The organism is Treponema sp. OMZ 805 (assembly GCF_050937395.1).
In the GTDB taxonomy this organism is placed as follows: Bacteria; Spirochaetota; Spirochaetia; order Treponematales; family Treponemataceae; genus Treponema.
In genome coordinates, this window is the sequence record NZ_JACCLP010000001.1 from 202,481 (window position 1) to 225,273 (window position 22,793).

At 47.3% G+C, this 22,793-nt stretch carries 19 protein-coding genes; 9 read left to right on the forward strand and 10 right to left on the reverse strand.

The genetic code is table 11. From position 1 onward, the window contains the following. Positions 1 to 26 precede the first annotated feature (26 nt). Together HGH47_RS00895 and HGH47_RS00900 are read left to right on the forward strand one after the other, a co-directional pair. Positions 27 to 2,729 carry a valine--tRNA ligase gene (locus tag HGH47_RS00895; protein ID WP_212565156.1) on the forward strand — a complete coding sequence of 901 codons (2,703 nt, stop codon included), beginning with the start codon at positions 27 to 29 and terminating at the stop codon, positions 2,727 to 2,729. Between the two features lie 23 nt (positions 2,730 to 2,752). After that, a complete protein-coding gene (locus HGH47_RS00900; protein ID WP_212565155.1) occupies positions 2,753 to 3,337 on the forward strand; it encodes a hypothetical protein in 585 nt (194 codons plus the stop codon). 106 nt (positions 3,338 to 3,443) lie between these two features. Here HGH47_RS00900 and HGH47_RS00905 read toward each other — a convergent pair whose 3' ends face one another. The 5 genes from HGH47_RS00905 to HGH47_RS00925 all read right to left on the reverse strand — a co-directional run bounded on the left by HGH47_RS00905 (position 3,444) and on the right by HGH47_RS00925 (position 10,780). Further along, positions 3,444 to 3,698: a hypothetical protein gene (locus HGH47_RS00905; protein WP_253675396.1), complete on the reverse strand. Its 255-nt coding sequence runs from the start codon at positions 3,696 to 3,698 to the stop codon at positions 3,444 to 3,446. 181 nt (positions 3,699 to 3,879) lie between these two features. Then, positions 3,880 to 5,523, reverse strand: a complete 1,644-nt coding sequence (locus HGH47_RS00910; RefSeq protein ID WP_212565153.1) for a diguanylate cyclase — start codon at positions 5,521 to 5,523, stop codon at positions 3,880 to 3,882. Beyond that, a complete protein-coding gene (locus HGH47_RS00915) occupies positions 5,520 to 7,025 on the reverse strand; it encodes a motility associated factor glycosyltransferase family protein (protein WP_212565152.1) in 1,506 nt (501 codons plus the stop codon). Before HGH47_RS00915 ends, HGH47_RS00910 begins: the two co-directional genes overlap by 4 nt. Continuing rightward, the gene (locus HGH47_RS00920) at positions 7,022 to 8,476 is read right to left on the reverse strand and encodes a 6-hydroxymethylpterin diphosphokinase MptE-like protein (RefSeq protein ID WP_212565151.1); all 1,455 of its coding nucleotides are present in this window, start codon (positions 8,474 to 8,476) and stop codon (positions 7,022 to 7,024) included. The genes HGH47_RS00915 and HGH47_RS00920 overlap by 4 nt, the downstream gene beginning before the upstream one ends. Before the next feature lie 57 nt (positions 8,477 to 8,533). Next, positions 8,534 to 10,780: a hypothetical protein gene (locus tag HGH47_RS00925; RefSeq protein ID WP_212565150.1), complete on the reverse strand. Its 2,247-nt coding sequence runs from the start codon at positions 10,778 to 10,780 to the stop codon at positions 8,534 to 8,536. A 213-nt stretch (positions 10,781 to 10,993) separates the two neighbouring features. Here HGH47_RS00925 and HGH47_RS00930 point away from each other — a divergent pair, with 213 nt between their 5' ends. Next, on the forward strand, positions 10,994 to 11,443 hold the full coding sequence (locus tag HGH47_RS00930; RefSeq protein WP_212565149.1) for an FtsB family cell division protein: 450 nt from the start codon (positions 10,994 to 10,996) through the stop codon (positions 11,441 to 11,443). Next, a complete protein-coding gene (locus tag HGH47_RS00935) occupies positions 11,418 to 11,966 on the forward strand; it encodes an L-threonylcarbamoyladenylate synthase (protein WP_212565148.1) in 549 nt (182 codons plus the stop codon). The genes HGH47_RS00930 and HGH47_RS00935 overlap by 26 nt, the downstream gene beginning before the upstream one ends. A gap of 248 nt (positions 11,967 to 12,214) precedes the next feature. Here the strand turns inward: HGH47_RS00935 and HGH47_RS00940 are convergent, their stop codons facing one another. The 4 genes from HGH47_RS00940 to HGH47_RS00955 are packed head-to-tail and all read right to left on the reverse strand — an operon-like array spanning position 12,215 to position 16,997. After that, positions 12,215 to 13,129 carry a tyrosine-type recombinase/integrase gene (locus tag HGH47_RS00940; protein WP_212565147.1) on the reverse strand — a complete coding sequence of 305 codons (915 nt, stop codon included), beginning with the start codon at positions 13,127 to 13,129 and terminating at the stop codon, positions 12,215 to 12,217. A gap of 3 nt (positions 13,130 to 13,132) precedes the next feature. After that, positions 13,133 to 15,262, reverse strand: coding sequence for a type I DNA topoisomerase (gene topA / locus HGH47_RS00945; RefSeq protein WP_432909750.1), 2,130 nt, complete (start codon positions 15,260 to 15,262; stop codon positions 13,133 to 13,135). Between the two features lie 16 nt (positions 15,263 to 15,278). Beyond that, positions 15,279 to 16,217, reverse strand: coding sequence for a DNA-processing protein DprA (dprA, locus tag HGH47_RS00950; RefSeq protein WP_212565146.1), 939 nt, complete (start codon positions 16,215 to 16,217; stop codon positions 15,279 to 15,281). 60 nt (positions 16,218 to 16,277) lie between these two features. Beyond that, a complete protein-coding gene (locus tag HGH47_RS00955; protein ID WP_212565145.1) occupies positions 16,278 to 16,997 on the reverse strand; it encodes a tetratricopeptide repeat protein in 720 nt (239 codons plus the stop codon). A 316-nt stretch (positions 16,998 to 17,313) separates the two neighbouring features. Between HGH47_RS00955 and HGH47_RS00960 the strand changes: the two genes are divergently transcribed. Both HGH47_RS00960 and HGH47_RS00965 read left to right on the forward strand, forming a co-directional pair. Next, on the forward strand, positions 17,314 to 18,570 hold the full coding sequence (locus HGH47_RS00960; RefSeq protein ID WP_212565144.1) for a cation:proton antiporter: 1,257 nt from the start codon (positions 17,314 to 17,316) through the stop codon (positions 18,568 to 18,570). A gap of 117 nt (positions 18,571 to 18,687) precedes the next feature. Further along, positions 18,688 to 20,022 carry an aminopeptidase C gene (locus HGH47_RS00965; protein WP_212565143.1) on the forward strand — a complete coding sequence of 445 codons (1,335 nt, stop codon included), beginning with the start codon at positions 18,688 to 18,690 and terminating at the stop codon, positions 20,020 to 20,022. A 144-nt stretch (positions 20,023 to 20,166) separates the two neighbouring features. On the opposite strand, the gene HGH47_RS00970 is transcribed toward HGH47_RS00965, so the two are convergent. Then, positions 20,167 to 21,180, reverse strand: coding sequence for a polyprenyl synthetase family protein (locus HGH47_RS00970; RefSeq protein ID WP_212565142.1), 1,014 nt, complete (start codon positions 21,178 to 21,180; stop codon positions 20,167 to 20,169). Between the two features lie 219 nt (positions 21,181 to 21,399). Here HGH47_RS00970 and HGH47_RS00975 point away from each other — a divergent pair, with 219 nt between their 5' ends. From HGH47_RS00975 to HGH47_RS00985, 3 genes are all read left to right on the forward strand, one after another. Then, positions 21,400 to 21,996 carry an SAM-dependent methyltransferase gene (locus HGH47_RS00975; protein WP_212565141.1) on the forward strand — a complete coding sequence of 199 codons (597 nt, stop codon included), beginning with the start codon at positions 21,400 to 21,402 and terminating at the stop codon, positions 21,994 to 21,996. Positions 21,997 to 22,095: 99 nt separating this feature from the next. Beyond that, positions 22,096 to 22,368 (forward strand): hypothetical protein, encoded by a 273-nt coding sequence (locus HGH47_RS00980; RefSeq protein ID WP_212565140.1) that lies wholly within the window; start codon positions 22,096 to 22,098, stop codon positions 22,366 to 22,368. Beyond that, positions 22,368 to 22,706 (forward strand): type II toxin-antitoxin system RelE family toxin, encoded by a 339-nt coding sequence (locus tag HGH47_RS00985; RefSeq protein WP_212565139.1) that lies wholly within the window; start codon positions 22,368 to 22,370, stop codon positions 22,704 to 22,706. The genes HGH47_RS00980 and HGH47_RS00985 overlap by 1 nt, the downstream gene beginning before the upstream one ends. Positions 22,707 to 22,793: the final 87 nt, after the last annotated feature.

Below are 22,793 nucleotides of genomic sequence, written 5' to 3' on the forward strand. Positions count from 1 at the left end.
GAAAAGCGAAGCAGGAGATTGGCGTCATGGAAGACATATTGCACACGATTGAATTGGAAAAAGCATATAATCCTAAAGATTTTGAAGATAGAATCTATGCGGATTGGGAAAAGCAGGGCTGTTTTAAGCCGGTTAAAAAGACTGACAGTACCGATAGATATGTCGTAGCCATTCCTCCGCCCAATGTAACCGGTGTGCTTCACATGGGACACGGTTTAAACAACGTGTTGCAGGATGTCGTTGTCCGCTACCACCGCATGAAGGGTGATGAAACGCTTTGGATACCCGGTACCGACCATGCCGGTATCGCAACGCAAAATGTGGTTGAACGTCAGCTAAAGGCGGAAGGCAAAACACGGCATGACCTCGGGCGGGAAGCTTTCCTCAAACGCACATGGGAAGTAAAAGAAAAGCACCACTCGATTATCACCAATCAGCTGCGTAAAATCGGCGCTTCTGTCGATTGGTCCCGGGAACGGTTTACGATGGACGAAGGGCTTTCCCATGCCGTCCGCACCGTATTTGTTACCCTCTATGAACGCGGGCTTATCTACCGCGGCAACTATCTGGTTAACTGGTGTCCTTCCTGCGGCACTGCGCTTGCAGACGATGAGGTTGACCATGAGGAGACCAAAGGGGGAATGTACCATATTTTATACCCCCTCGCCGATGAAAACGGTGCCCCTTCCGCGTCGGAATATATCGAAATAGCGACAACCCGTCCCGAAACGCTTTTGGGCGATACCGCGGTTGCCGTACATCCTGACGATCCCCGCTATACTCATTTGGTAGGGAAGAAACTCGTGCTGCCGCTGACGGGCAGCTGTATCCCGATTGTTGCAGACAGCTATGTCGATAAGGAATTCGGGACGGGCGCTGTAAAAATAACCCCCGCTCACGACCCTAACGACTGGGAAGTCGGCAAGCGGCACAATCTCGAAGTTATCAATATATTAAACCCTGACGGTACGCTGAATGCGGCGGTACCCGAAAAATACCGCGGCATGACGGTGAAAGCCGCCCGTGAAGCGGTTATTGCCGATTTGGAGGCGATGGGCTTATTTAAAGAGAAAGAAAACATTAAACATGCCGTAGGACACTGCTACCGCTGTCACAGCGTCGTAGAGCCGTATCTTTCGGAGCAATGGTTTGTCAAAATGAAGCCGCTTGCAGACAAGGCGCTTGCCGCGTGGAAAAAAGGCGAACTCGTGTTCTATCCGCAAAAATGGGAAAATACCTACAGCCATTGGATGGAAAATATCCGCGATTGGTGTATTTCGCGGCAGCTGTGGTGGGGGCACCGAATTCCGGTGTGGTATTGTAAAGACTGCGGTAAGATGACCGTTTCGGTAGAAGATGTAACCGAATGTCCCCACTGTAAGAGTGCCGCCCTCAAGCAGGATAGCGATGTGCTCGACACGTGGTTTTCAAGCTGGCTGTGGCCGTTCTCGACGCTCGGCTGGCCTGAAAAAACCGAAGATTTACAGCGCTATTACCCGACCTCCGCCGTCATCACCGCTCATGATATTATCTTTTTCTGGGTTGCCCGTATGATTATGGCGGCGCTTGAGTTTACCGGTACCGTTCCATTCCGAGATGTTTATCTGCATGACTTAGTGCGCGATAAACAAGGACGCAAGATGTCCAAATCGCTTGGTAACGGTATCGATCCGTTGAATATTATCGATGAGTACGGCGCCGATGCCCTTAAATTTACGCTCACCTTTATGTGTACGCAGGGGCAGGATATTCTTATCGATAACGAATCCTTTAAACTCGGCTCCCGCTTTGCCAATAAAATCTGGAATGCTTCACGCTATATTTTAGGAAACCTCGAAGGGCGGCGCATTGTTCCCGTTCCCGCCTCTGAATTAACCGAGCTTGACCGATGGATTTACCATACCCTCAACGAAACGGTCAAAAATGTGCGGGCAGCCTTTGAAGGGTACCGCTATAACGAGGTAGGGCACGGCATTTATGAGTTCTTCTGGAATAACTTTTGCGACTGGTATGTCGAGGGGACAAAACTTTCTTATAAGAGCGGAGATGATGCGGAAAAAGACCGGATAACCTCGGTTCTGCTTGCCGTTTTGGAAGAATCGCTCCGGCTGCTGCATCCTGTGCTTCCCTTCGTTACTGAAGAAATTTACCGCAAACTTCCCGAACACTGCGCTGCCGGAGCTTCACACCGTGCAAAGGCACTGATAACCGCTGATTATCCCGTCTATTGTGAAGAGCGTATCGATACGGCAGCAGCCGCGCGTTTTTCAGCGCTGCAAAATATCGTGCGGCTTATCCGTGCGCTCAGAGCAGAATGCGGTATCGATCCTCAGCTTAAACTGCATATTGCGCTCTATATAGAAGCAGGCTCTCCCGCAGCGGCGGCGTTTGAGAATATCGATTTAATTAAGTTATTGGCGGGACTCGCGGATATTGCCTTTATCGAAACGCCTGCTGATAAACCTGCAAATTCTATCGGGACGGTAGGAGCCGGTTTTGAAGCCTTTATCATTACCGGAACCGAGGTAGATCGCAGTCAATTGGCTGCACGCTTTACAAAAGAACTCGAAAAAGAAAAACAGGCGCGGTCCCGTTTAACGGCAAAACTTTCTAATGCAAATTTTACAGATCATGCTCCGGCTGAGGTTGTCGAAGGGGAAAGAGAAAAACTGCGCCAAACGGAACGGCTGATTGAGAAGTTCACGCTGTATTTGCACGACCTTGTATAGAGTAGGGGAAAAAGGAGAAGAAGATGGAACAACATGAAGTAGCATTGTTAAAAGGAATGTATCTTGCCCCTTATATTCATTTGGCAACCAGCCTTCGCGGAAAAGCTCGGCATGCAGGCGGCAATATGTTCCGGCATCAGCTTGATACTATGGCAACGCTCATTGACTACGGCTATATCGATAGTATTTTGCTTAAAGCCTCAATCGTCCATGATGTATTGGAAGACGTGCCTGATTTTAATGTGAATGAACTGCTCTCTATTGACTCGGAATCTCCTGCTGTCTATGAATTGGTTATGGAAGTTACCCGTCGGCCGGGGCAGACAAAGCCCGAATATCTACAGCATATTATTAGGCATGGTTCACAGCGTGCAAAGGTATTAAAGTGCGCCGACCGAATCAGCAATATGATCAGTTTAGGGTTTGTCAACGACCCAGAGTTTATTAAACGGTATTGTAATGAAACGGAGATATATGTCTTTCCGATTGCATTGGAAGTAAATTTTGATATGTATAATGAATTGCTGTATCTGGTACAGTCCCGTTTACAATATCTTGCAGATTTTGAGTTTCTGCATCAACATCGCAAAGATACTGCTTCTGTTTAACAGGCACCTCTAAAACTTGAGTTTTTGCAGCTGCCCAATAGGATAACGTTTACTCGTGTGTGTGGAGCTGCCGTTTTTCAGCAGCTCCTTTTTTCATTTCCGTAATTTATTCGTCGAAGTCGTCGTCAAAACTGTCGTCATCGTCATAGGTATCATCAAAATCGCCGTCGTCAAAATCATCATCGAAGTCATCGTCAAAATCATCGTCGAAATCATCATCAAAGTCGTCGTCGCTAAAATCATCGTCAAAATCATCATTGCCGAAATCATCGTCAAAATCGTCATTGAAATCATCATCATCATCGAAAGGCGCGGTCGATAAGAAATGATTTCCGAAAAAGAAAGAAACTTTGTTACTCATAGTGAACCATCCATTGTGTTTTGGAATATCTTATAAAAACGCTTTACAGGTAAAACGCCGCCGTTCGGTAAACAGCAACTGCATAATAATAAGAGAATACTACTCTGTCAACCGGCTTTCGGCATGATTTGTGTTAGGGAAACACTGATTAAATGCGCTCCTCGCTTTAATCAGCACTCCCTTAGTTTAACCGTGCGAGACAGCGCCGGTATTTATCCGGGTTAACTCGAAAGGCGACAATGGGATCGCCACCTTCTTCGGTTGCCTTGCCGATTGCCGCCGAGGCTTCTTCGATCATGCGGGGAGCAGGAATAAGCCGTCCTGCTCTTGTAGTAAGGCCGATACCGAGTGATTTTTTAGCGGAAGCATCTAAAAGCGCATGGATTTCATCATAGAGACTGCTCGCAATTTGCATCGCCTGATCTAAGGGGGCATAAAAAATGATGATACCGAGGGTATCTTTATTAAAAATAAATATCTTATGAATACGATCGAGTGTTGAACGCAGTAAATGGATAATTTGCTGATTATGTGGAAGATCGGGTGCATGGATCAGCATGAGCGTTAAATCTTCTTCGGCAACGGCGGTTTCCGTGATAGCGGTGGTCAATTCTTCGATGAGCGTTGCCTGTTCAAGTGAACGGCTATCGCTGTGCGCTGTATCCGAAAGCGGGGTGTTTTCAAACGTCGTAATCGGCGGTTGTTTGGCTGCTTCTTGGCTTTCATCCACCGCTTTTAGGGGGTGGGTATGATTTTCAAAGAAGCCGTAGTTTTCTGCGCCGAAGCTCTGGTTGACATCCGATTTCGAGGTATCTGCTGTTTTCTGAATATTCGGTTCAGTGTTTGAGGAGACCGGCTGCTCTGTATCGGCGCCGTCCAGTTCCTCTATCGTACTGTGGTCAAGCTGTATATGTTCTGCGTGTTCCTGAGACTCGGGCGTGGTTTGTTGGGGCTGTTCATCATCGTAAATATGAAGACGGTTTAATGATTCCAGTTGTTCATCTAATGGCAACGAAGGTTCAAATTCATGCGTCTTTACTGTTTGTTCTCCCGTCGTCGGCTCTTCATTAAAGGGAGCATGGTTTTTATAGGTACTCGTATCCTCCTGCTGCAGGGTAGCCGGATTGTCCGTTTCGGTAAAATTTTTCGCTGAAGATGCGGTTTCTTCTTTATCGCAAGCAGCTGTAGCGAGGGGAAGATCGGGTTGAACGGCATCAAAAGCGGTTATATCCGCTTCCGGAGCACGAATTGTATCTTTTAATGCTGATTTTTTTTCTACAGATTTTGGGTTAATGTACGAAAAGATCAGAACTATAACGGTCATCAGCACAATCAGCAGTAATAAAAAGAATACTATTTGACCGCGGTTAAAAACCGTTTCAAGCGGAAGCATTTGGAGCGCTGCATGGACGGTAACGGTAGTACCCATTTCTTTAACCGGAATATGTGTTTGGGCAGCAGTAAAAAAGAGCGGTAGGTTTTTTACTTCGACTATATACTGTTCATTATATGAAAAAATATCGGTGTTTTTCGGCCAGATAAATACGATACCGGCATTATCTCTAATTAAAACTGCTTGAACATATTTGCTGTAGTTACGGCATAGTTGCTCAAGTTGTACTTGCAGCCGGGCAGAATCAGCCTCGTGAATGGATTCCGACAAAATTCCGCCGGTATGCTGAGCAAATATCTTAAAGTTCTTCAACGCTTCCGTTTTTCCCACAGCGGAATCGCTGTAAAGGGTGAAAACAAACCATAGCAAACTTCCAATAATAACAAGCAATGCACATGCGGCATAGACCGACATCAATATTTTTTTCATCATAAATCAGTATACTCCGAAATGAGTTCCGATACAAGTTCCATATCGGTCAAATTTCCTTTTCTATGGGCTTTACACCATGCAAGTGCGGGAAGAAGCGGCATAACGGTATTCAGACTGTTTTGTTTTAAGTTTTCGGTAAAGGATGCAAGGAATGCCGTATACGGGAATTGCTGAAAGTCTGCCCGTTGCCAGCGGATGATACTGTGTTTTTCCGCTTCAAAAGCCGCCCTGTAAGAATCCAAGAGCGGCGTTCGATAGGTGATGCCTTTTGATGTCCGTTCGCTGTAGGTTTCGGTACGGAACATAAGGCGGACAAACGAGTGCTCTTGCGAGATGACGCGCATCGCAGCGTCGGCATATTGGGCTGAAAGATAGGTGCCTCGGCTATACGCCGTGCCGCCGGTATAGGCAAAGTCCATTCCGATGCATTCGATATGCCGGTAACCGAGCGCTTGTGCCGCATGGTAGGCAGCGACGGCAACGGTGCCGGATCCCGTGGTAAGCGGCGGAATGGGAGAAAAAAGTGCGGCTGTTTGGACGAGCGGGTGCCCGCCTGCCGTAAAGAACAGGGCATTGCCGTTTTCGTAAAATCGGCGCGCTCCGGCTGTGTTAGCTGAAAGGTCGAAAATGCCGATCGTCTCTTTGGGGATAACGCCGATGGTATGCTGATATGAGATATGCTGCGGGTCAATCGCGATGAAGAATTCCGGTGTAATACCGTTTGCGCATACGGCGGGAAAGGCTGTATCGGTACAAAAAACCGTGTACCGCTTCCGATGCTGCTTAAGCAGAACCAATCCTTCTTCCAAGCTTGGGCCTGCCCCCAATATGAGCGCTGTTCGCTTGGTATCCGTGTACGGGTATGCAGGTTTGACGAAACCTGCAAGGCGCAAATTTAAAAAAATATTGCGCAGCCAGATTTTCCCGAAATGAACTTGAACTGAAAAATCCGCTTTGATTTTTTCGAGTGCGTGCTCGATCTTCTCCGGTAAACCTTTTGTTTGCGCTGTATACTGTTCACTCCATGTCCTTAGGATGTGATAGCTGAAGGTGCCGTGAAGAGCCGGTAAATAAGCCGCTACGAGTGCGGTTTCAAAAGCGGCATCGGTACAGGGCGGCAAAAGGAATACCCTGCTGTCGGCTAATAGCTCCGTATAGTCGATGAGCGAAAGCAGCTGTTTGAAGGATTCGTAATCGGATTCCGTAATTGCACAAAATGATTGGGAGGATTTATCTAAAAAAAGTTTGATATGGATGCCGTTCCCCAGTCCGCAAAAAAGCATAAAGCCGACGGAGAACGCGGCAGCGGTGCGTTCTGCTTCCCGTACGGGATTATAGAGGGACTGCAACGCTTGTCCCGATGCAAAGAGCGGCACCGGTTCCCCTGTCTTTGCGGGTGCAGTACCCTTATAAGCAGCCCCTATTTGAGCACGCCGGAGATGTTCTGCGAGTTCCGGCTGTTTGATGTTTATCGCAGCAAGGTTCTTCTCTAGGATCGTCATGCTTTTATCCTTTTAATGAGCGAGCCGAGTACACGGCTGACCTGTTCCGCTAAGTTTGTTTGCGCTTTTGTATCCGTAGGATTTTTTATCACATTACAATAAGCGGTATAGCTGCATAAGACGCATATCTGTTTTTCAAGTGCCGCAGCATCGGTCGCGAGCCGCGCCGGTTCCGTTGCGATTAGTGCAGGGATTTCGGTATTCAGTGTCTTTAACAGGGAGCGGGCAATCCGTGTGCGCTCATTGCGGGAAGGCGCAGGGTGGGGGGCTGCCGAAAGCCGTGTTGCTGTTTGTGCGTTATTGGAACTGCGGGCTGTTAGGTCTATCGGTTTGATATTTGGCAGCGGGGCTCCTCCCGTACCGGCGCGGGCAAGTCTCCGTGCGGATTCCGGCGGCAGCTGCAAAAACCATTGCCGGTAGGTTTCAAGGGATTGCGCGGCAAAGTTTTGGACAGCAAGCGAATCTGCAAGCGGATGGAGTCTATTCGCCGCAGCAAATAAGCGTACGATACTTGCATGGGGGCGTGCATGGGTAAAACCTTTTGCAGCTGCCAAATCGACGCCGGCGAGTATGATGTTTCGGTCTGTATGCCGTAACAGCAGTTCGCAGGCCGTTCCCGTTACCGTGCCGTTTTCTCGGGCTGCAAGCGGTTGCAGGTTTGCCGCCGTAAAGAGCATTGTTTCCAGCGGAGAATTGTAGGAAAGCGGCACGCATGGATGAGTCTCTAATATCGATGCGGGAACGGCCGCTTCGAGTGGAAAGGCGACAGGGACTATTGCAGGCAGCCTATCAAAATGAGGCAATGCCCAGTAGCCGGCGTCGGTACCGATGCAGAGGTCTATCGAGATATCCCGCGCCGTAAGGGCTGTGCACGCTGATGATACTGCAAGGATAGAGTAGGGCGCTACCTGAGCTGCGGTAAGCTGTTCTAAGCTCGGGCCTGCTCCGGCTAAGATAAAATCCCGTTCGCCGAAATGCAGCGTCGCAGGGTGTTCAAGGCCGATAAAATTATTGATGGTGTTTTTAAGCCACTTATTTCCGAAGAAAGATCGGGTGTGCATGATACTAGTAAGTATATCGATTGCATACCGGATGTTTTTCCAAACCGTATCTGCCTCATTTGGAAAAGCTTTATCGGCAGCCCTCCAGCTTAAAAAACGGGTTCCTGCCAATTGTTCATCGGGTATGTGAGACAGCAGAAAAAAAGGCAAACTACCGTTTCCCGGCCGCCAGACAGCATCCCAAAGATAATCGGAATCCGAAAAAAGTGTTTCGCTGTAGCGCACCGCAATACGCTTTGTACAAGGAAATTGTGCTTTCAGTACGGGCGCGAGGTAGGATTCTCCCGGCTCCGTTATGATAATAATGGTAGGATTGCCTTCAATGGCAGCGGCAAACTGTTCCGCTTCTTTATTTGGGTTGTATTTTGAATGGAGACGAAAAGGAAGCATGAGGAAGGCAGTTGGCCGCTATGCGGAATTGCATAGCGGCGAAGTGAAATATACGGATTAGGAAATGCCTAATTCTTCAAAGAGGTGCTTGTAGGTTTCAAAATATTCGGACTTAGCAAACTCTTCAATCTTCTTTTCGGGCAATGCCTCTAACAGTTGATCCATATAGGAAAGAACCGATTTAATCTCATTTTTCAGTTCCAATGGAATAGAAATGGTTTCCTGCTTTTTACTCGCAGCTTGTAACAATGTTTCCTGCTTCGGTTCTTCGGGAACTTTTTCGCTTTCTTTTTCCGCCTCAAGATCGGAACTTGTATCTTCAGCGATTGCGTCCAATTCTTCAATTGTATCTTCCGTATCTTCAGATTTGGCTTCTTCGATTTCTTCCGACTCACTTGCAGGAACTTCGGCTATAAAAGGTTCTTCAATAATTTCTTCTTTTATTTCCGCTTCGGCGGTAGTTGAACCGTCTGCAAACGGGTTTCGGAAATCTTCGTCATTTTGAAGTTCGTGGATCGTACGGTCATCTGTTATTTCTCCAGCAGCCATTTTGGTGTCAACCGGTTTCATGTCTTCAGCGGGAACTTCAATCTCTTGCTCCGAGGGAATATCGAAGGATTCTATATTTATATCTTCAAAGTCGGTTTCGTCATCCACAGGCTCAGCTTCTTCGATATCCTCAAGCTCGGCGGCTTCTTGCTGATCTGCCGTATCTCCATCAATAAGCCCCATATCTTCATCCGTAACTTCCGATTGATCATCAAGGTAACTGAGATCTTCCGGCAACGATGTAATGGGGGAAGGCTCTACATTAAAGACCGGATCGGATGCAAGGAGTTTTTCCCCTTCCGTCTCCGGTTCATGATCGCTATTTCTCTCTTCTGAAGAAAGCTCCGCTATACTCTCCTCAAAGGAGTGGTCGGCAGGGGGCTTTTCTTGCATTTCGGGATCAATATCTTTCGTAAGTACAGGCGGTACTTCATAGGTTTCGGTTGTTTCCGCGGAAGATTCCTCATCGGTCGACGCCCGCTCCTCATCTTCACTGTTCCGCTCTTCAGTGAAATCCGCCGTAATAAGGATATTATTTAACTCATCACCGGTGAGTGCAATCGTTTCGTCCGTATCATCATCGCTGAAAAAGCCCGAACTTTCCGCATCGGCGGCTTTGTCTTCTTGGTGGTCACCGGAATCTTTTACCGCTGTTTCGGAAATTGCTTTTGAGTGAGCCGCCATACCCACTTTTAAGCTATTCAGCTCTGCTTTCAGATCGCTGATTTCATGAGCAATTTGCATCAGCAATTCGGTTGCTTTATCTTGTTCAGCGGCAGTGCGTTGAGTAGTTACGACTGTTGTGTCCATAGTTTCTTTTGAATCCTTTTCCGGATTGAGTTTTGCTGTCGCATTTTCCTGTTCGGCGACATGTTGTGTTGAAAGTAAATCTTGTTTAACAGCTTCAATATCATCAAAGAAAGCAGGTTTTTCAGCATCGGGTGATTGTTTGTCGTCTGCACCGAAAATCGGAATATCGACGTTATCTTCTACAACCTGTGAGGACAGCTCCGCAAGCGGCTGCTCTTTAGTCGCTTCATCATCGGCTGTAACGTCAATGTCGAAAACGGCATCTTCTTTTTGCTTGCTGTGTTCGGCTTCTTGTCTTTCGGATGTATCGTCTTTGAGAATATCGTCAAAATCATCGACCACCTCAAAGTCGTCGTCCGATTCGGAGCTTTCAGACGGAGCTGCATCTTCAAAATCTTCAAGAGAAATTTCACTGAAGTTTTCGAGACCTGCCGGCGGTTCATTGTCGCCCGAATGTTTTTCGGTATCATCCGTGATTTCGGTAAAGTCAAGATCTATCGGCTCTTCTTCAACAAAAGTATCAGCTGTTTCTTTAGGCGCTGCTTCGGTAGGGCTGTCATCCGACAAAAAGTCATCCAAATCCAATGACTCAAAACTGTTTTCGTCAAGTGCAATATCGGAAGTATCACTGTCGGTATATGAAGGATCAGGCGTTTCCAGCGGTATTTCGGTTGAAGTATTTGTATCGTTCAACTCCTCAAGTTCGGGCATTTCAGTATCTGCAGCCATATCCGAAAATGAGAAATCATCATCAAAATTTATAGTATCTTGGTCGTTTTCCATGCCGGAAGCGCTCGCCGATTGAAAATCGTCCGAATCGAGCGGTTCGATAGTATCTTTCTTTTTTTTAAGCCATACACCATACATGTCTAATTTTTCAGTGCTCTTACTGTCTATAGAAAAATTGGGATCATATAAATCGTCGGTTTTGTTAAAATTATCCATAAATATTTCTCCACGAAAGCGGTGTTATTATAACATGTATCGGCATTCCCTGTATATAACATGAGCGGAACTCTTATAGGGCGCCTCGAAAAGCCGTGCACATTTTTAGAAAATGTCGACCATCGGTTGGAAAACATATCATCACTTTTCTATTATAGCGTATTTTAAATAAAATTCAAGAAAATATTTATTTTGCCGTTATTAGAAGCGATTATGAAATTTTATTTGAAAGTTATTACGCCGATCTTCGTATTTGCGTTTGTTTATAGTTTTTTGAGTATGTGCTTTGGGGCACGAGGTTTTTTTGCATGCCGTCAGTTAAGACGGCAGCGTGAAGCTCTCGTACAACATGTGCAGCTTTTGTCCGATATTGGGGAAGATCTGAATATCCGTATCGCGAATTTATCCTCAGATCCTCAGACCATTGCTGTGTATGCGCATGAATTAGGCTATGTCCAAAAAAACGAACGGCTTATCAAACTGATGAATTTTTCCGGCGCTGCGGAGCGTACCGAGGATGCCGGTGTCGTATACTTGATTGAAGCTCCCCGCTATTTGCCGGATGCAGTTTGTAAAACGATTGCCGTTTCCATGAGTATTATCGTTATTATGTGCGAGATGATTGTGAGCAAAAAAAATGCGTATTCAAAAAAAAGCTCCTAATTCGGCCGCTGCCGTTGCTGTAGAACTCAAGCGCGGAAATATCGTCATTATTCCAACGGATACGATTTACGGATTTTCCGGTTTGATTGGAAAGACTGCCGAAGCAATTGCCCGCATTAAGGGGAGAGAAGAAAACAAACCGTTTATCGCTCTCATCGCCGAACCGGCGGATATTTACCGCTATACCGATATAAAAATTCCCGAACATATTTTGAACTTGTGGCCTGCGCCGCTCACGCTTATCGTACCGTTAAAAGGGCAGGGGACTCAAGCCTTTCGCTGTCCCGCAGATGAGTGGCTGCGTAGTGTTGTCGCTGCAGCAGGGGATGCAGTGTATTCGACGAGCGTTAACCGTTCGGGAACCCCGCCCCTTACCGATATAGAAGCTATTTGCCGCGAATTTGAGGATTCCGTTTCGTTAATTGTCGATGACGGTAATCTTGAGGGGCTTCCTTCTACTCTTGTGGATTTAAGTTCCGGCACTCCCCGCGTACTCCGCCAAGGCGCTGTTGTGATTGATTAATAAGGATAATCGCATCAAACTGTTTTGCTGTATTTCCCGCAGAATAATGAGGCCGTTCGACCAGAGTTTCACCGCTTTGCGGTTCAAATGGTTTCACAGCCTCATTATTCTGCGATTCTTATGTATAAGTGTCTGATGCGATTACCCTGCTGCAGGGAAAGAAACGTGAAATTTTGGGAAAAATTTTACGCAAAAGGAAGGGAATCGCATCAGATTTTTAATCACCCCGCAAAATAAATAGGCTATACCTACCCGTGCGGGTGGGCTTTGTGATACAGGTCTTGGAGCTGGGCTGCCGTGATATGCGTGTACCGTTGGGTGGTTGTGATATTGCTGTGCCCCAACAGTTCCTGCACTACCCGGATGTCCGCTCCCCGCGTGATGAACATGGAGGCAAAGCTGTGCCGGAAGGCGTGCGGCGTCAGTTTTTTATAGTTTGGGAGAAGCGCGGTGTACCGGTTGATGATATACCGGATGCCCTGCGTCGTAAGCGCGCCGCCGCGGCAGTTTAAAAAAAGCGCATCTTCCGCAATGGAAGTTTTTAAACCGTCTTGTTCTTTTAAATAGGCAATCAATTCCGCCCGTTCCGTTAAATACCGCTGCACCGCTTCTTGAGCGAAATCCGCAAAAAACACCTTGCGCTCTTTGCTGCCCTTTCCCCGCACGATTGCCCAACTGCAATCTCCCTTTAAATCCGTTATTTTGAGTCCTTGCAGCTCTGCCGCACGACATCCGGTTGAATAGAGCGACGAAAAGATCGCCGCATCGCGGGCGTACCATAAAATGCCCGCTTCTTTGGGAAATTCGCAAAAGCGCTCCGCTTCGTCGGGAAAGAGGAATCGGGGCAGCTTGTCCGGCTGTTTGAGGTTGCGGATAAGCGCGGCGGGGTTTGTTGTGCAGAGTCCTTTCTGCAGGGCATAGCGGTACAGTCCCCGTATGCAGGAGAGGGTACGGTTGACGCTTGCTGGAGCAAAATGCCGGTTGCCGAGGTCTGCAACAAAGATGCGTACTTGTGTTTTGGTAACCTCGGTAAAGGGAATTTCATTTTCCGCAAGCCAATCGGAAAAAAGCTTGAGATCGTTCCGGTACGCTTCAATTGTTTTTTCGGAAAAATGCCGCACGCCCGCGCTATAGGCGAGGTAGTCTTCAAAGACCTGATCCATCGGCTATTCGATATCCCTGTCTTCCACACCTTCGACAACGCTGTGCAGGTAATCGCAGTCGGGATTGACGCAAGCCTTATAGCTGCCGTTCTTTTTGTCGTATTTTTCTACCATGAACCAGCCGCATTTGGGGCACGCCGAGTTGATAGGCTTAAAATGAGAGATAAAATTGCATTTCGGAAAGTTTGTGCAGCCGAAGAACTCTTTGCCCCGTCCTTTTGCCCGTCGGGATACGATGTCCCCGCCGCAGCCGGGACGCGGACACTTTGCCAACGGAATGGATTTGGTATTGCGGCATTCGGGGAAGCCCTCGCACGCCAAGAAAAAACCGAAGCGGCCGAGTTTTTTCATCATCCTTTTGCCGCATTTTTCGCAGGTAAAGTTTGTCGGCTCATCGAGGCTCCCTTTCAAACTGCCTAAATGCGCCGTCACCGAATCCACCTGCGTGATGAACGGGGTATAAAATGAGCCGATAATCTTTGACCAGTCGGCATTGTGTTCTTCTATTTCGTCCAGTTTTTGTTCCATACCGGCGGTAAAGTTGACGTCGATAACATCGTTGAAGTTTTCCACCAAAAGATCATTGATTATTCTACCGAGCTGGGTGGGAACAAGCTGCTTATTGGAGCGGTTGACGTAGTAGCGGTCGAGCAGTACCGAAATAATCGGTGCATAAGTCGACGGGCGCCCGATGCCTTTTTGTTCCAGCATTTTAACGATACTTGCATCGGTATAACGGGCTGGCCCCTGCGTAAAGTGCTGTTCGGGCGTAAGGCTGTCCACCGTCAGGGTGTCGCCGGTTTTTAACGCCGGCAATGCCTTGCCTTTTTCTTCTTTTGAAAGGAGAAGATTGAGCACGGCGTAGAAGCCTTTGTCCGTTACCTTGGTAGAAACCGTTCTAAAGACCGCATCTCCGGCGGAAATTTCATAGCTGAGCGTTTCCGTCTTTGCGCCGGTCATCTGGCTTGCGGTAAAGCGTTCCCAGATAAGGGTATAGAGGCGCAGCTGGTCGCGGTTGAGGTAGTCTTTCAGATAGTCGGGCGTATAACTACAGTATGTGGGGCGGATACCTTCGTGGGCATCCTGCGCTTTTGCGCCGACGCTGTAAAAATTGGTTTTTTCCGGTAGATAGGCGGGATACTGCTCGCCGATCCACTTGCGGACTTCCGCAAGGGCAACGTCGGAGATACGCACAGAGTCGGTACGCATATAGGTGATTAACCCGACGCGGCTTGAACCGACGGCAATACCTTCGTACAGCTGCTGCGCAATCTGCATTGTTTTACGGGAGGTAAAGCCGAGCCGATTCGCTGCCGTTTGCTGCATCGTAGAGGTTGTGAATGGAGGTTTAGGATGGATGGTCTTTTGGGTGCTTTTGACATCGGTAACCGTTGCTTCTTTTCCATTCAATACATCAATGATAGCCTGTACTTCACGCTCATTTTTTAACGCAGGTTTTTCTCCTTTATATAACGCGAGCTGGGCATCAAAGGTGGTTTTTCCTTTTTTAAAGGCGCCTTCCAGCGTCCAAAATTCTTCGGGGATAAAATTTTCCACCTCCGCTTCCCGTTCACAGATGAGGCGCAGCGCAACCGACTGTACCCGCCCTGCGGAAAGTCCGTTCTTTACTTTTTGCCAGAGCAGGGGCGAAAGGTTATAGCCGACAAGCCGGTCGAGTACGCGGCGGGCTTTTTGCGCGTTGACCTTTGCCTCGTCGATATCCATAGGATTTTGCACGGCGGTTTTAATTGCCTGCGGGGTGATCTCGTTAAAGACGATACGGTTTATCGGCACATTTTCGCATTTTTCCCGTATCGCATGGCAGAGGTGATAGGCGATAGCTTCCCCTTCGCGGTCATTATCACTGGCGAGAAAGACGTGTTTGGCGTTCTTTGCATCTTGCTGCAGTTCTTTGAGTAACTTGGCTCTACCTCGTACGGTGATATATTCGGGCTGGAAGCCGTGCTCGATATCGATTGCGATACGAGACTTCGGTAAATCGATCAAGTGCCCCATCGAAGCCTTAACCGTATAGCCGTTGCCCAAATATTTTTCGATTGTTTTTGCTTTTGCCGGCGATTCTACGATAATCAAGTTTGTTTTTTTCGTTTTTGCCGCGGTTTTTTTCGCCATTTATCGTGCTCCTTTCTTAAAACAAAGGTAGTTGTGTCTGTTGCTCTCTCTGCAAATATTGCAAAGTTGGGTTTGCCCATTCGCGTAAAAGGTCGCCGGCATGTTCAACCGGAATTGCCCCGTCCTCAGCAAGTTTTTTACAGCCGGTATTCTGCACGGAATCCTGCAGTCCGCCGTATATGCACACGTCGCGTCCTTGCTCAAGGGCAAAGTCAGCCGTAATGAGCGCTCCCGATTTTGTCGGCGCTTCGACGACAACGGTTGCGCGGGCTAACCCCGAAATGATTCGGTTACGCTGCGGAAAGCGATAGGCAAGCGGCAGTTCCCCGGGCGCATATTCGCTGAGGATGCATCCGCCCGTTTCGAGTATCCGGCCTGCGAGCCGTGCATTGCTCTGCGGATAGAGCCGGTCAAGCCCGCAGGCGAGTACAGCTGTCGTTAGGCCGCCACCTTCCAAGGCTCCCCGATGAGCAAAAGTGTCGATGCCGCGTGCCAGCCCCGAAATAACGGGAATACCGGCGTGCCCGCATTCGGTGCCTAGCTGCAGTGCCGCTTTAATGCCGTTCCCTGTCGGGCGGCGCGTACCGACAATTGCTACTGCGGGCGTATCGGCTTGCGGTAAGACGCCGCGGTAGTATAGCAAGAAAGGCGCATCGGGGATTTCCCGCAGCAGGGGAGGGAAGTCGGGATCATCGTAAAACGTCATGTTGATTCGGCAATACTTCATCAGCGACTCGGCTCTTTCCACTGCCTGCGGCAGCTGTTCGGGTTTATAACTGCGCGTGCGGAGTGGTCGCTGTATCATCCGGCTGAGCGTATCTATTGAACTTACTGTAAGTGCTTGCGAAGTGTCAAGCGTGCGGGCAAGTAAAAGCCTCTCGCTGCCTTTGAGAAAAGAGCAATAAGAGAGGGCTATGTAGAGTTTCCGCTTTTCGGAATCGGTTGTTGTGTTCATCAAAGTATGTGAGAATCCTGTTGTTTACTGCTTATTACCGCATAGCCGACCGTCAAAGCCTTAGCGCCGCGCATTTTCTACAAAAGCTTTATTCCGTTCGGCGTCGGCGCGCTGTTCGGCGCTCCCGCTCGTTTTGATAATGCGGTCGTAGGCGGCAATCGCTTTTTCATATTGACCGGTCATGTAATAAGCGCGCCCGAGGATGAACAGGGAGTCCAGCGGCTTTTTTTCGCGGGCGGCAACCGGTTCCATAATTGTGATGGCATCTTCCGGCCGGTTCAATTCAAAGACATAGAGAACGGACAGCGCGTACACCGCCCGCGTATAGGTGGGGTCAAGCTCCACCGCGCGCTTATAGGCGGAAACCGACAGGTCAAAATATGAGCGCCGCTCGTCGAGGCTCATATTCGGGTAATCGAGGGTGCTTTTTGCGATAATAGCGGCACATACGCCGATTTGATAAAATACATGTTGATTTTCCGGGAAGTATTCCAATGCGCTGCGGAAGGCTTCAATCGCTTTTTTGTACATCTTTTTATCCATGTATCGGCGGCCGAGAATTTTGTACCAAATGCCGACTCGCTGCTCCATAGTCAGTATCTCATTGACCTTTCCCTGATATTTTTTTATGGCCGATTCCAATTCTTCTATAGAAGAGGGGTTTTTGACACCCATTTCCATATCCTGCATCCGCCGTATAAAGGCATTATCCTTACAGGCAACGCAGAGGAAAAGAATGGAACACAGTAGACCAATATACGGAATTTTTTTTGATTTCATATATATCTTCATATTGACATATTTATATATCTTTGTCCGATTGTCAATATTACGGCGGCGGCAAAGGGCATCAGACAGTTTTGGAAATCTTGCGGTTCCTTTGCTTTTTAACTATAATATGCCCTCAGAATCGGGAAACGCCGGTTAATTCGAGGAGTGTAAATAAAAGCCGTACAGATAGCACGACTTTTATTTACACAAGTTTGCTCAAACGCAAACTTGTATATCATCTGCACGTTCTCGCTTCGTTGCGAACGTGCGTAAAAAGTCAATCGAAAGTTGATACTTTCTTCTTGACTTTTTATGGGAGTTGTTTATGTCTGCTAAGGAAATACCGATTGAAGAAATCGCGCTGCAAATTGTTCTTTCCATTGGAATTATCGTTATCGCTGCAAAGTATCTGGGACTTCTTGCTAAAAAAATCAATATTCCGCAGGTTGCAGGGGAAATTGTTGCAGGACTTTTCTTACGCTATCTACCTTTTTTCCGTAACTTCGGCGGGGTCGAACCGAATATTATCTACGCTGAAACCAACCAGTTTATCGAATATATGTCCGAAATCGGCGTTATCCTGATTATGTTCTCCGCCGGCTTGGGAACTAATTTAAAATCGCTTGTTAAATCCGGTGTAAAATCCACCGTGATTGCTGCATGCGGTGTTATCGTACCATTGGTTTTAGGTACGGTTATGGCGTTAGGTTTTTGGGGGTTTGACGGCTTCGGGACACCGGTATTTTATCAGGCGCTGTTCATCGGTACTATTTTAACGGCAACTTCGGTCAGTATTACCGTCGTTGCATTGAAAGAGTTAGGGAAAATAAATTCGGAAGTCGGTCAAACAATTATCAGCGCTGCAATCATCGATGATGTATTCGGTATCATTGTATTAACGGTTGTCCTCGGTGCAAGTTCCGGTAAGGGCGACTACCTCGGGCTTATGATAAAAACGGCAGCATTCTTTGCCGCTTCGTTGGTTGTGGGATATCTGATTTACCGAATTTTTAAATGGTATGATGGCCGGCACCCGCATTCCCAGCGTATTCCGATTTACGGGTTGGGAGTCGCGTTGATTTTTGCCTACTGTACCGAACGTTTCTTCGGTATCGCCGATATTACCGGGGCTTATGTTGCAGGGGTTGTATTTTGCAATTTGCATGATGCCTCCTATATGGAGAGAAAAATAGACATCAATTCGTATATGTTTTTTAGCCCACTCTTTTTTACTGCTATAGGACTTAAAACGGACTTAAGCGGACTGAATATGAGCTTGATATGGTTTTCGATCGCCTTTGTGCTTGTCGGTTGTATCACCAAAATAATCGGCTGCGGCGGTTCGGCACTGGCTTTGGGCTTTAAGCGGCAGGAATCGCTCCAGATAGGGCTGGGAATGATGGTGCGCGGTGAGGTGGCTCTCATCGTAGCTCAAAAGGGACTCGCTGTCGGTATGGTTCAGGCTGAATATTTTGCACCGGTTATTTTGCTGATTATTGTTTCTTCTATGATTGTGCCTATTTTGCTGGGAAAAGCTTTTTCGGAAAAGAACCTGCCTCCGGCTGGGACAACCGCCGTATAGAAAGAATTATCGATGGCACCGTAAAAACATATCCTATTTTTTTTAATTATCGGGAAGCGGAAAGCTAACCGCAATATGGTATACTAAGGAAGTGCTGATTAAAGCGAGGAGGTATATATGAATATTTCACCGGAACTTTTAAAAAAGTTTGAGCGCGACTATCGCGCAGAGCCGTCGAATACGGTTATTGCAGGGGCTGTCGCTAAGAGCGGCATCGAGGATGCATCGTTTAACTATGATGTCCGCCGCCGCCACAATTTTTGTTTTTCGCACGAAACGGAGCGTGGAGAAATTACCAATCAAAAGAAGAGCGGCCGCTGCTGGATGTTTGCTTCGTTGAATGCAGCCCGTGTAGAAATAATGAAAAAGCTCAACTTGGAAACCTTCGAGCTTTCCCAGAACTACACGCTATTTTGGGATAAACTCGAAAAATCCAATTACTTTTTTGAAAGCATTTTGGAGACCCTTGACGAACCGCTCGAAGGACGGCTGCTCGCGCATTTGCTGGCCAATCCTATTCAGGACGGCGGACAGTGGGATATGTTCTCCGGTATTCTGCAAAAATACGGCGCCGTGCCTAAGGATGTGATGCCCGAAACCTTCCATTCTTCCGACACGCGCTTCTTTGTTGCCGAATTAACCCATCGTCTCCGTAAATACGCACAGCTGCTGCGGGATGGGCACAAGGCGGGAAAGTCCGTCAAAGAGCTCCGCGCAGACAAGGAAACCTATCTTTCACATGTATACAGCTTTTTGGTTAAGGCGCTCGGCGAGCCTCCCCGCGTATTCGACTTTGAATGCCGCGATAAGGATAAGAAGTTTCATAAAGCGGAGCAGATTACCCCGCAGCAGTTCTTTAAAGAGTATGTCGGTTGGGATTTAAACAATAAAATCAGCTTAATCAATGCGCCCACGGCGGATAAGCCTTACGGCAGAGCCTACACGGTAAAATTCCTCGGCACCGTAAAAGAAGCGGAGCCGATTCACTACATCAACGTGCCGATTGACGTGCTTAAAACGGCAGCTATCGAATCGATTAAAGCCGGTAAGCCGGTCTGGTTCGGTTGCGATATGGGTCCGTATATCTGCCGCCCCGAAGGTATTATGGACACGGAAGTATACCTCTACGCTAAAACGCTCGGCGAATTACCTGAATTCACCAAAGCGGAACGGCTCGATTACGGCGACAGCCTTCTTACCCACGCAATGGTATTGACCGGCGTTGATCTGGATAAATTAGGAAAGCCGATTAAATGGCAGGTAGAAAATTCGTGGGGCGACGAATCAGGCAAAAAGGGAATGTTCTCGATGTCCGATGCATGGTTCGATGAGTATACCTATCAGATTATGGTAGAAAAGACCTTTGTCGATCAAAAATGGCTCGACGCCTTAAAACAGCCGCTTGTTCAGCTTGAACCATGGGATCCGATGGGAGCGCTGGCGCGGGGGTAGGAAAACGGGTTATCACTCGGATTTTTATTCGTGTGGAGAGTTTAATACCCCGATGCTTGCGCCGGGGCTGTTGATTACAGGGCATCTCTAAAAAGCTAAACCGAGTCTTTAGAGATGCTATGGGCTTTAAACAGTTATCGATTTTTAAAAAGTTTTCCGTCCCTGCATAAGGTTAAAAAGCGCTTCAAACATCTCTTTTACCGTGCTGCCGTACCGTGTGTCAAGCTGCTCCAGTACGGAATCGATCTTTTTCTTTCCCTGCATTTCCGCATCGGCAATCGAACCGCTTGAACTCAACAACGCAATCGCTTTTTCTACCGCAGGGGAATCAATACCTTCTCGCCGCGCCTGCTCAAAATAAGCGGTAAGAGCTGCCGCATCTTCGGGATGTTTTTCGATATGCAGTATTGCGGGCATACTCTTTTTTCCTTCTACAATATCGTCGCCGCGTTTTTTTCCGGCATTTCCCGTGCTGATATTTTTTACATCGTCGAGTATCTGAAAGCCGACTCCAACCCTTGTAAAAAGCGCTGCAAAAGATTGGCTTTCTTCATCTTCTTTTCCGGCAGCGCGCATACCGGTATAGGCGGCAAGTGCGGCAAGCGCCCCTGTCTTTAAACTGATCATTCGTTCATAATCCTGCCGCGAAGGAAAAAAACCGGCAGTCCGATGCCAGTGGATATCGAGCGCCTGTCCTTCATGCAGGGCTCGGATATGCGTAAGCGCTGCGCCATATAAATCGAGCTTTATGCTTGCAGGAGCCTGATAGCTTTCAAGCGATTGCAATGCTCGAAAGTAAAGCCAGCTGCCCGAATTAAGTGCCGAATCGAGTCCGTAGGCTACGTAAGCGGCAGGCTTTCCCCGGCGCAGTTCTGAATTGTCTTCTATATCATCATGAATAAGACTTGCCGTATGGATTCCTTCGACCAGCGGCGTAAGTGTGTAGATATCCTCGTTTTTGCCCTCTGCAAGCTGATAGGCAAGAACAGTGAGCAGCGGTCTCCAGCGTTTTCCGCCGCCGGATACCAACGAGGCGCATGGAGCGGATAGAAGTGCAATAGGATTTTGTTCCGTAGCGGACTCCGGTACATCGGGCAAAAATGCAGTGCGCAGGGCGCCTTCAATTTTTTCAAGCCGTTGCTTAAATTCATCATTCATACTACTATTATACTTCATATTTTATTGATAGAGAACTACTCTAGCAAAGTGCAAAGGCATCGAATAGTTTCTAAATATAGCCCGCAGAATAAATAGGGGTTGTTCAACCAAAATTTCGCCGCTTTGCGGCTCAAATGGTCGCCCAACCTCTATTATTCTGCGATATTGATTCACTCTTTCGATACCTTTGCACTTTTTTGAGTAAACAAAAAGGAACACATGGGAAATCAGTATCGGGAACCGGACTATTGGTCGCGTAAGGCTTTTGCGGAAGGCTATCCTGCGCGGTCGGTTTATAAATTGGAAGAAATGCAAAAAAAGTTTAATCTATTTGGAAAAAACGACAGCGTGCTTGACCTCGGCGCCGCGCCGGGAAGCTGGACAACGTTTTTGCTTAGGTTTCTTTCTCCGGAAGGGCGCGTGTGCGCAGTTGATTTACAGCCGCTTTCGGAGTCGATACAGGATATGCGGCTTTCGTTTTTCCAAGGGGATCTGACAGCGGCGGCCATGGCTGCTGCGGTAAAAAGCTGCGGCCCCTACCGTTCCGTTATCTGCGATGCGGCGCCCGCAACCACCGGCAATAAAACCGTCGACACTGCCCGCTCTGCCGCCCTTGTCGATATGGCGCTTTACTATGCCGAAACACAACTTGAAGCTCACGGCAGCTTTGTCGTTAAAATATTTCAAGGCGGCAGCGAGCAGCAATACCTACAGCAGATGCGGAAGTTGTTTAAAACCGCCCGCGCCTTTAAACCGGAAGCATGCCGCCGCAGCAGCTTCGAAACCTACCTACTCGGCTTGGATTTTAAAGGGTAAACGCATCAAATCATTTTGACTATAGTGCAACATAATTTTATAGGTAATACTTGACTATATAGAAAAATATGTATTATTATATATTTAGGAGATGCTGAAATGTTAGTGGAAACTGCTCAAATTATGCCGATAACCTTGTTGCAGAAAACTCTTACGCAGACTGTCAGAAAGATTTCTGAAGACAAACAGCCGATTTTTATTATGAAAAACAATGTTATGGAAGCTGTTATGATTCCATTCGACCGTTACGAAAAACTTTCAGAATTAGAAGAACTTGCAGAACATAAAGAAATTTTTTCGATGGTTCAAGACAGACTGAAGCATTATGATTCTTCAAAGACAGTCAGCTTGTCATCGTTGAGAAATAAATAATGACAAAAAAATGGGAAGAAAAACGAGAGCAATTCGAAAAAATCCAATTAATTCCGGAAGCTGCTGAAGAATATAATAATTTGGATGGCAGTATCAAAATTGAGGTTGATAAAAAATTCGTAAAACTTGATAAAAATCCTTTTCTTGGTTTTCCATTAGGCAATAAAGCTGATATGGATTTAACAGGTTTTTATAAACTTTATGCCTGTGGAAAAAGTGTTCGTATTGTTTATCGACTTCTGACTCCGGAAAAAGTAGAAATCATAGAAATTTGGGGAATCGGAAAACGTGAGAATATGAAAGTTTATAAAGATGTAGATCACAGAAAAAACGAATGACAGTTCTCTATTATTTCCTTGACAACTCCTATCACTAGCCCTTACAATATATATAAATATTTTTAACATCATAAGAGGAGCTTCGTG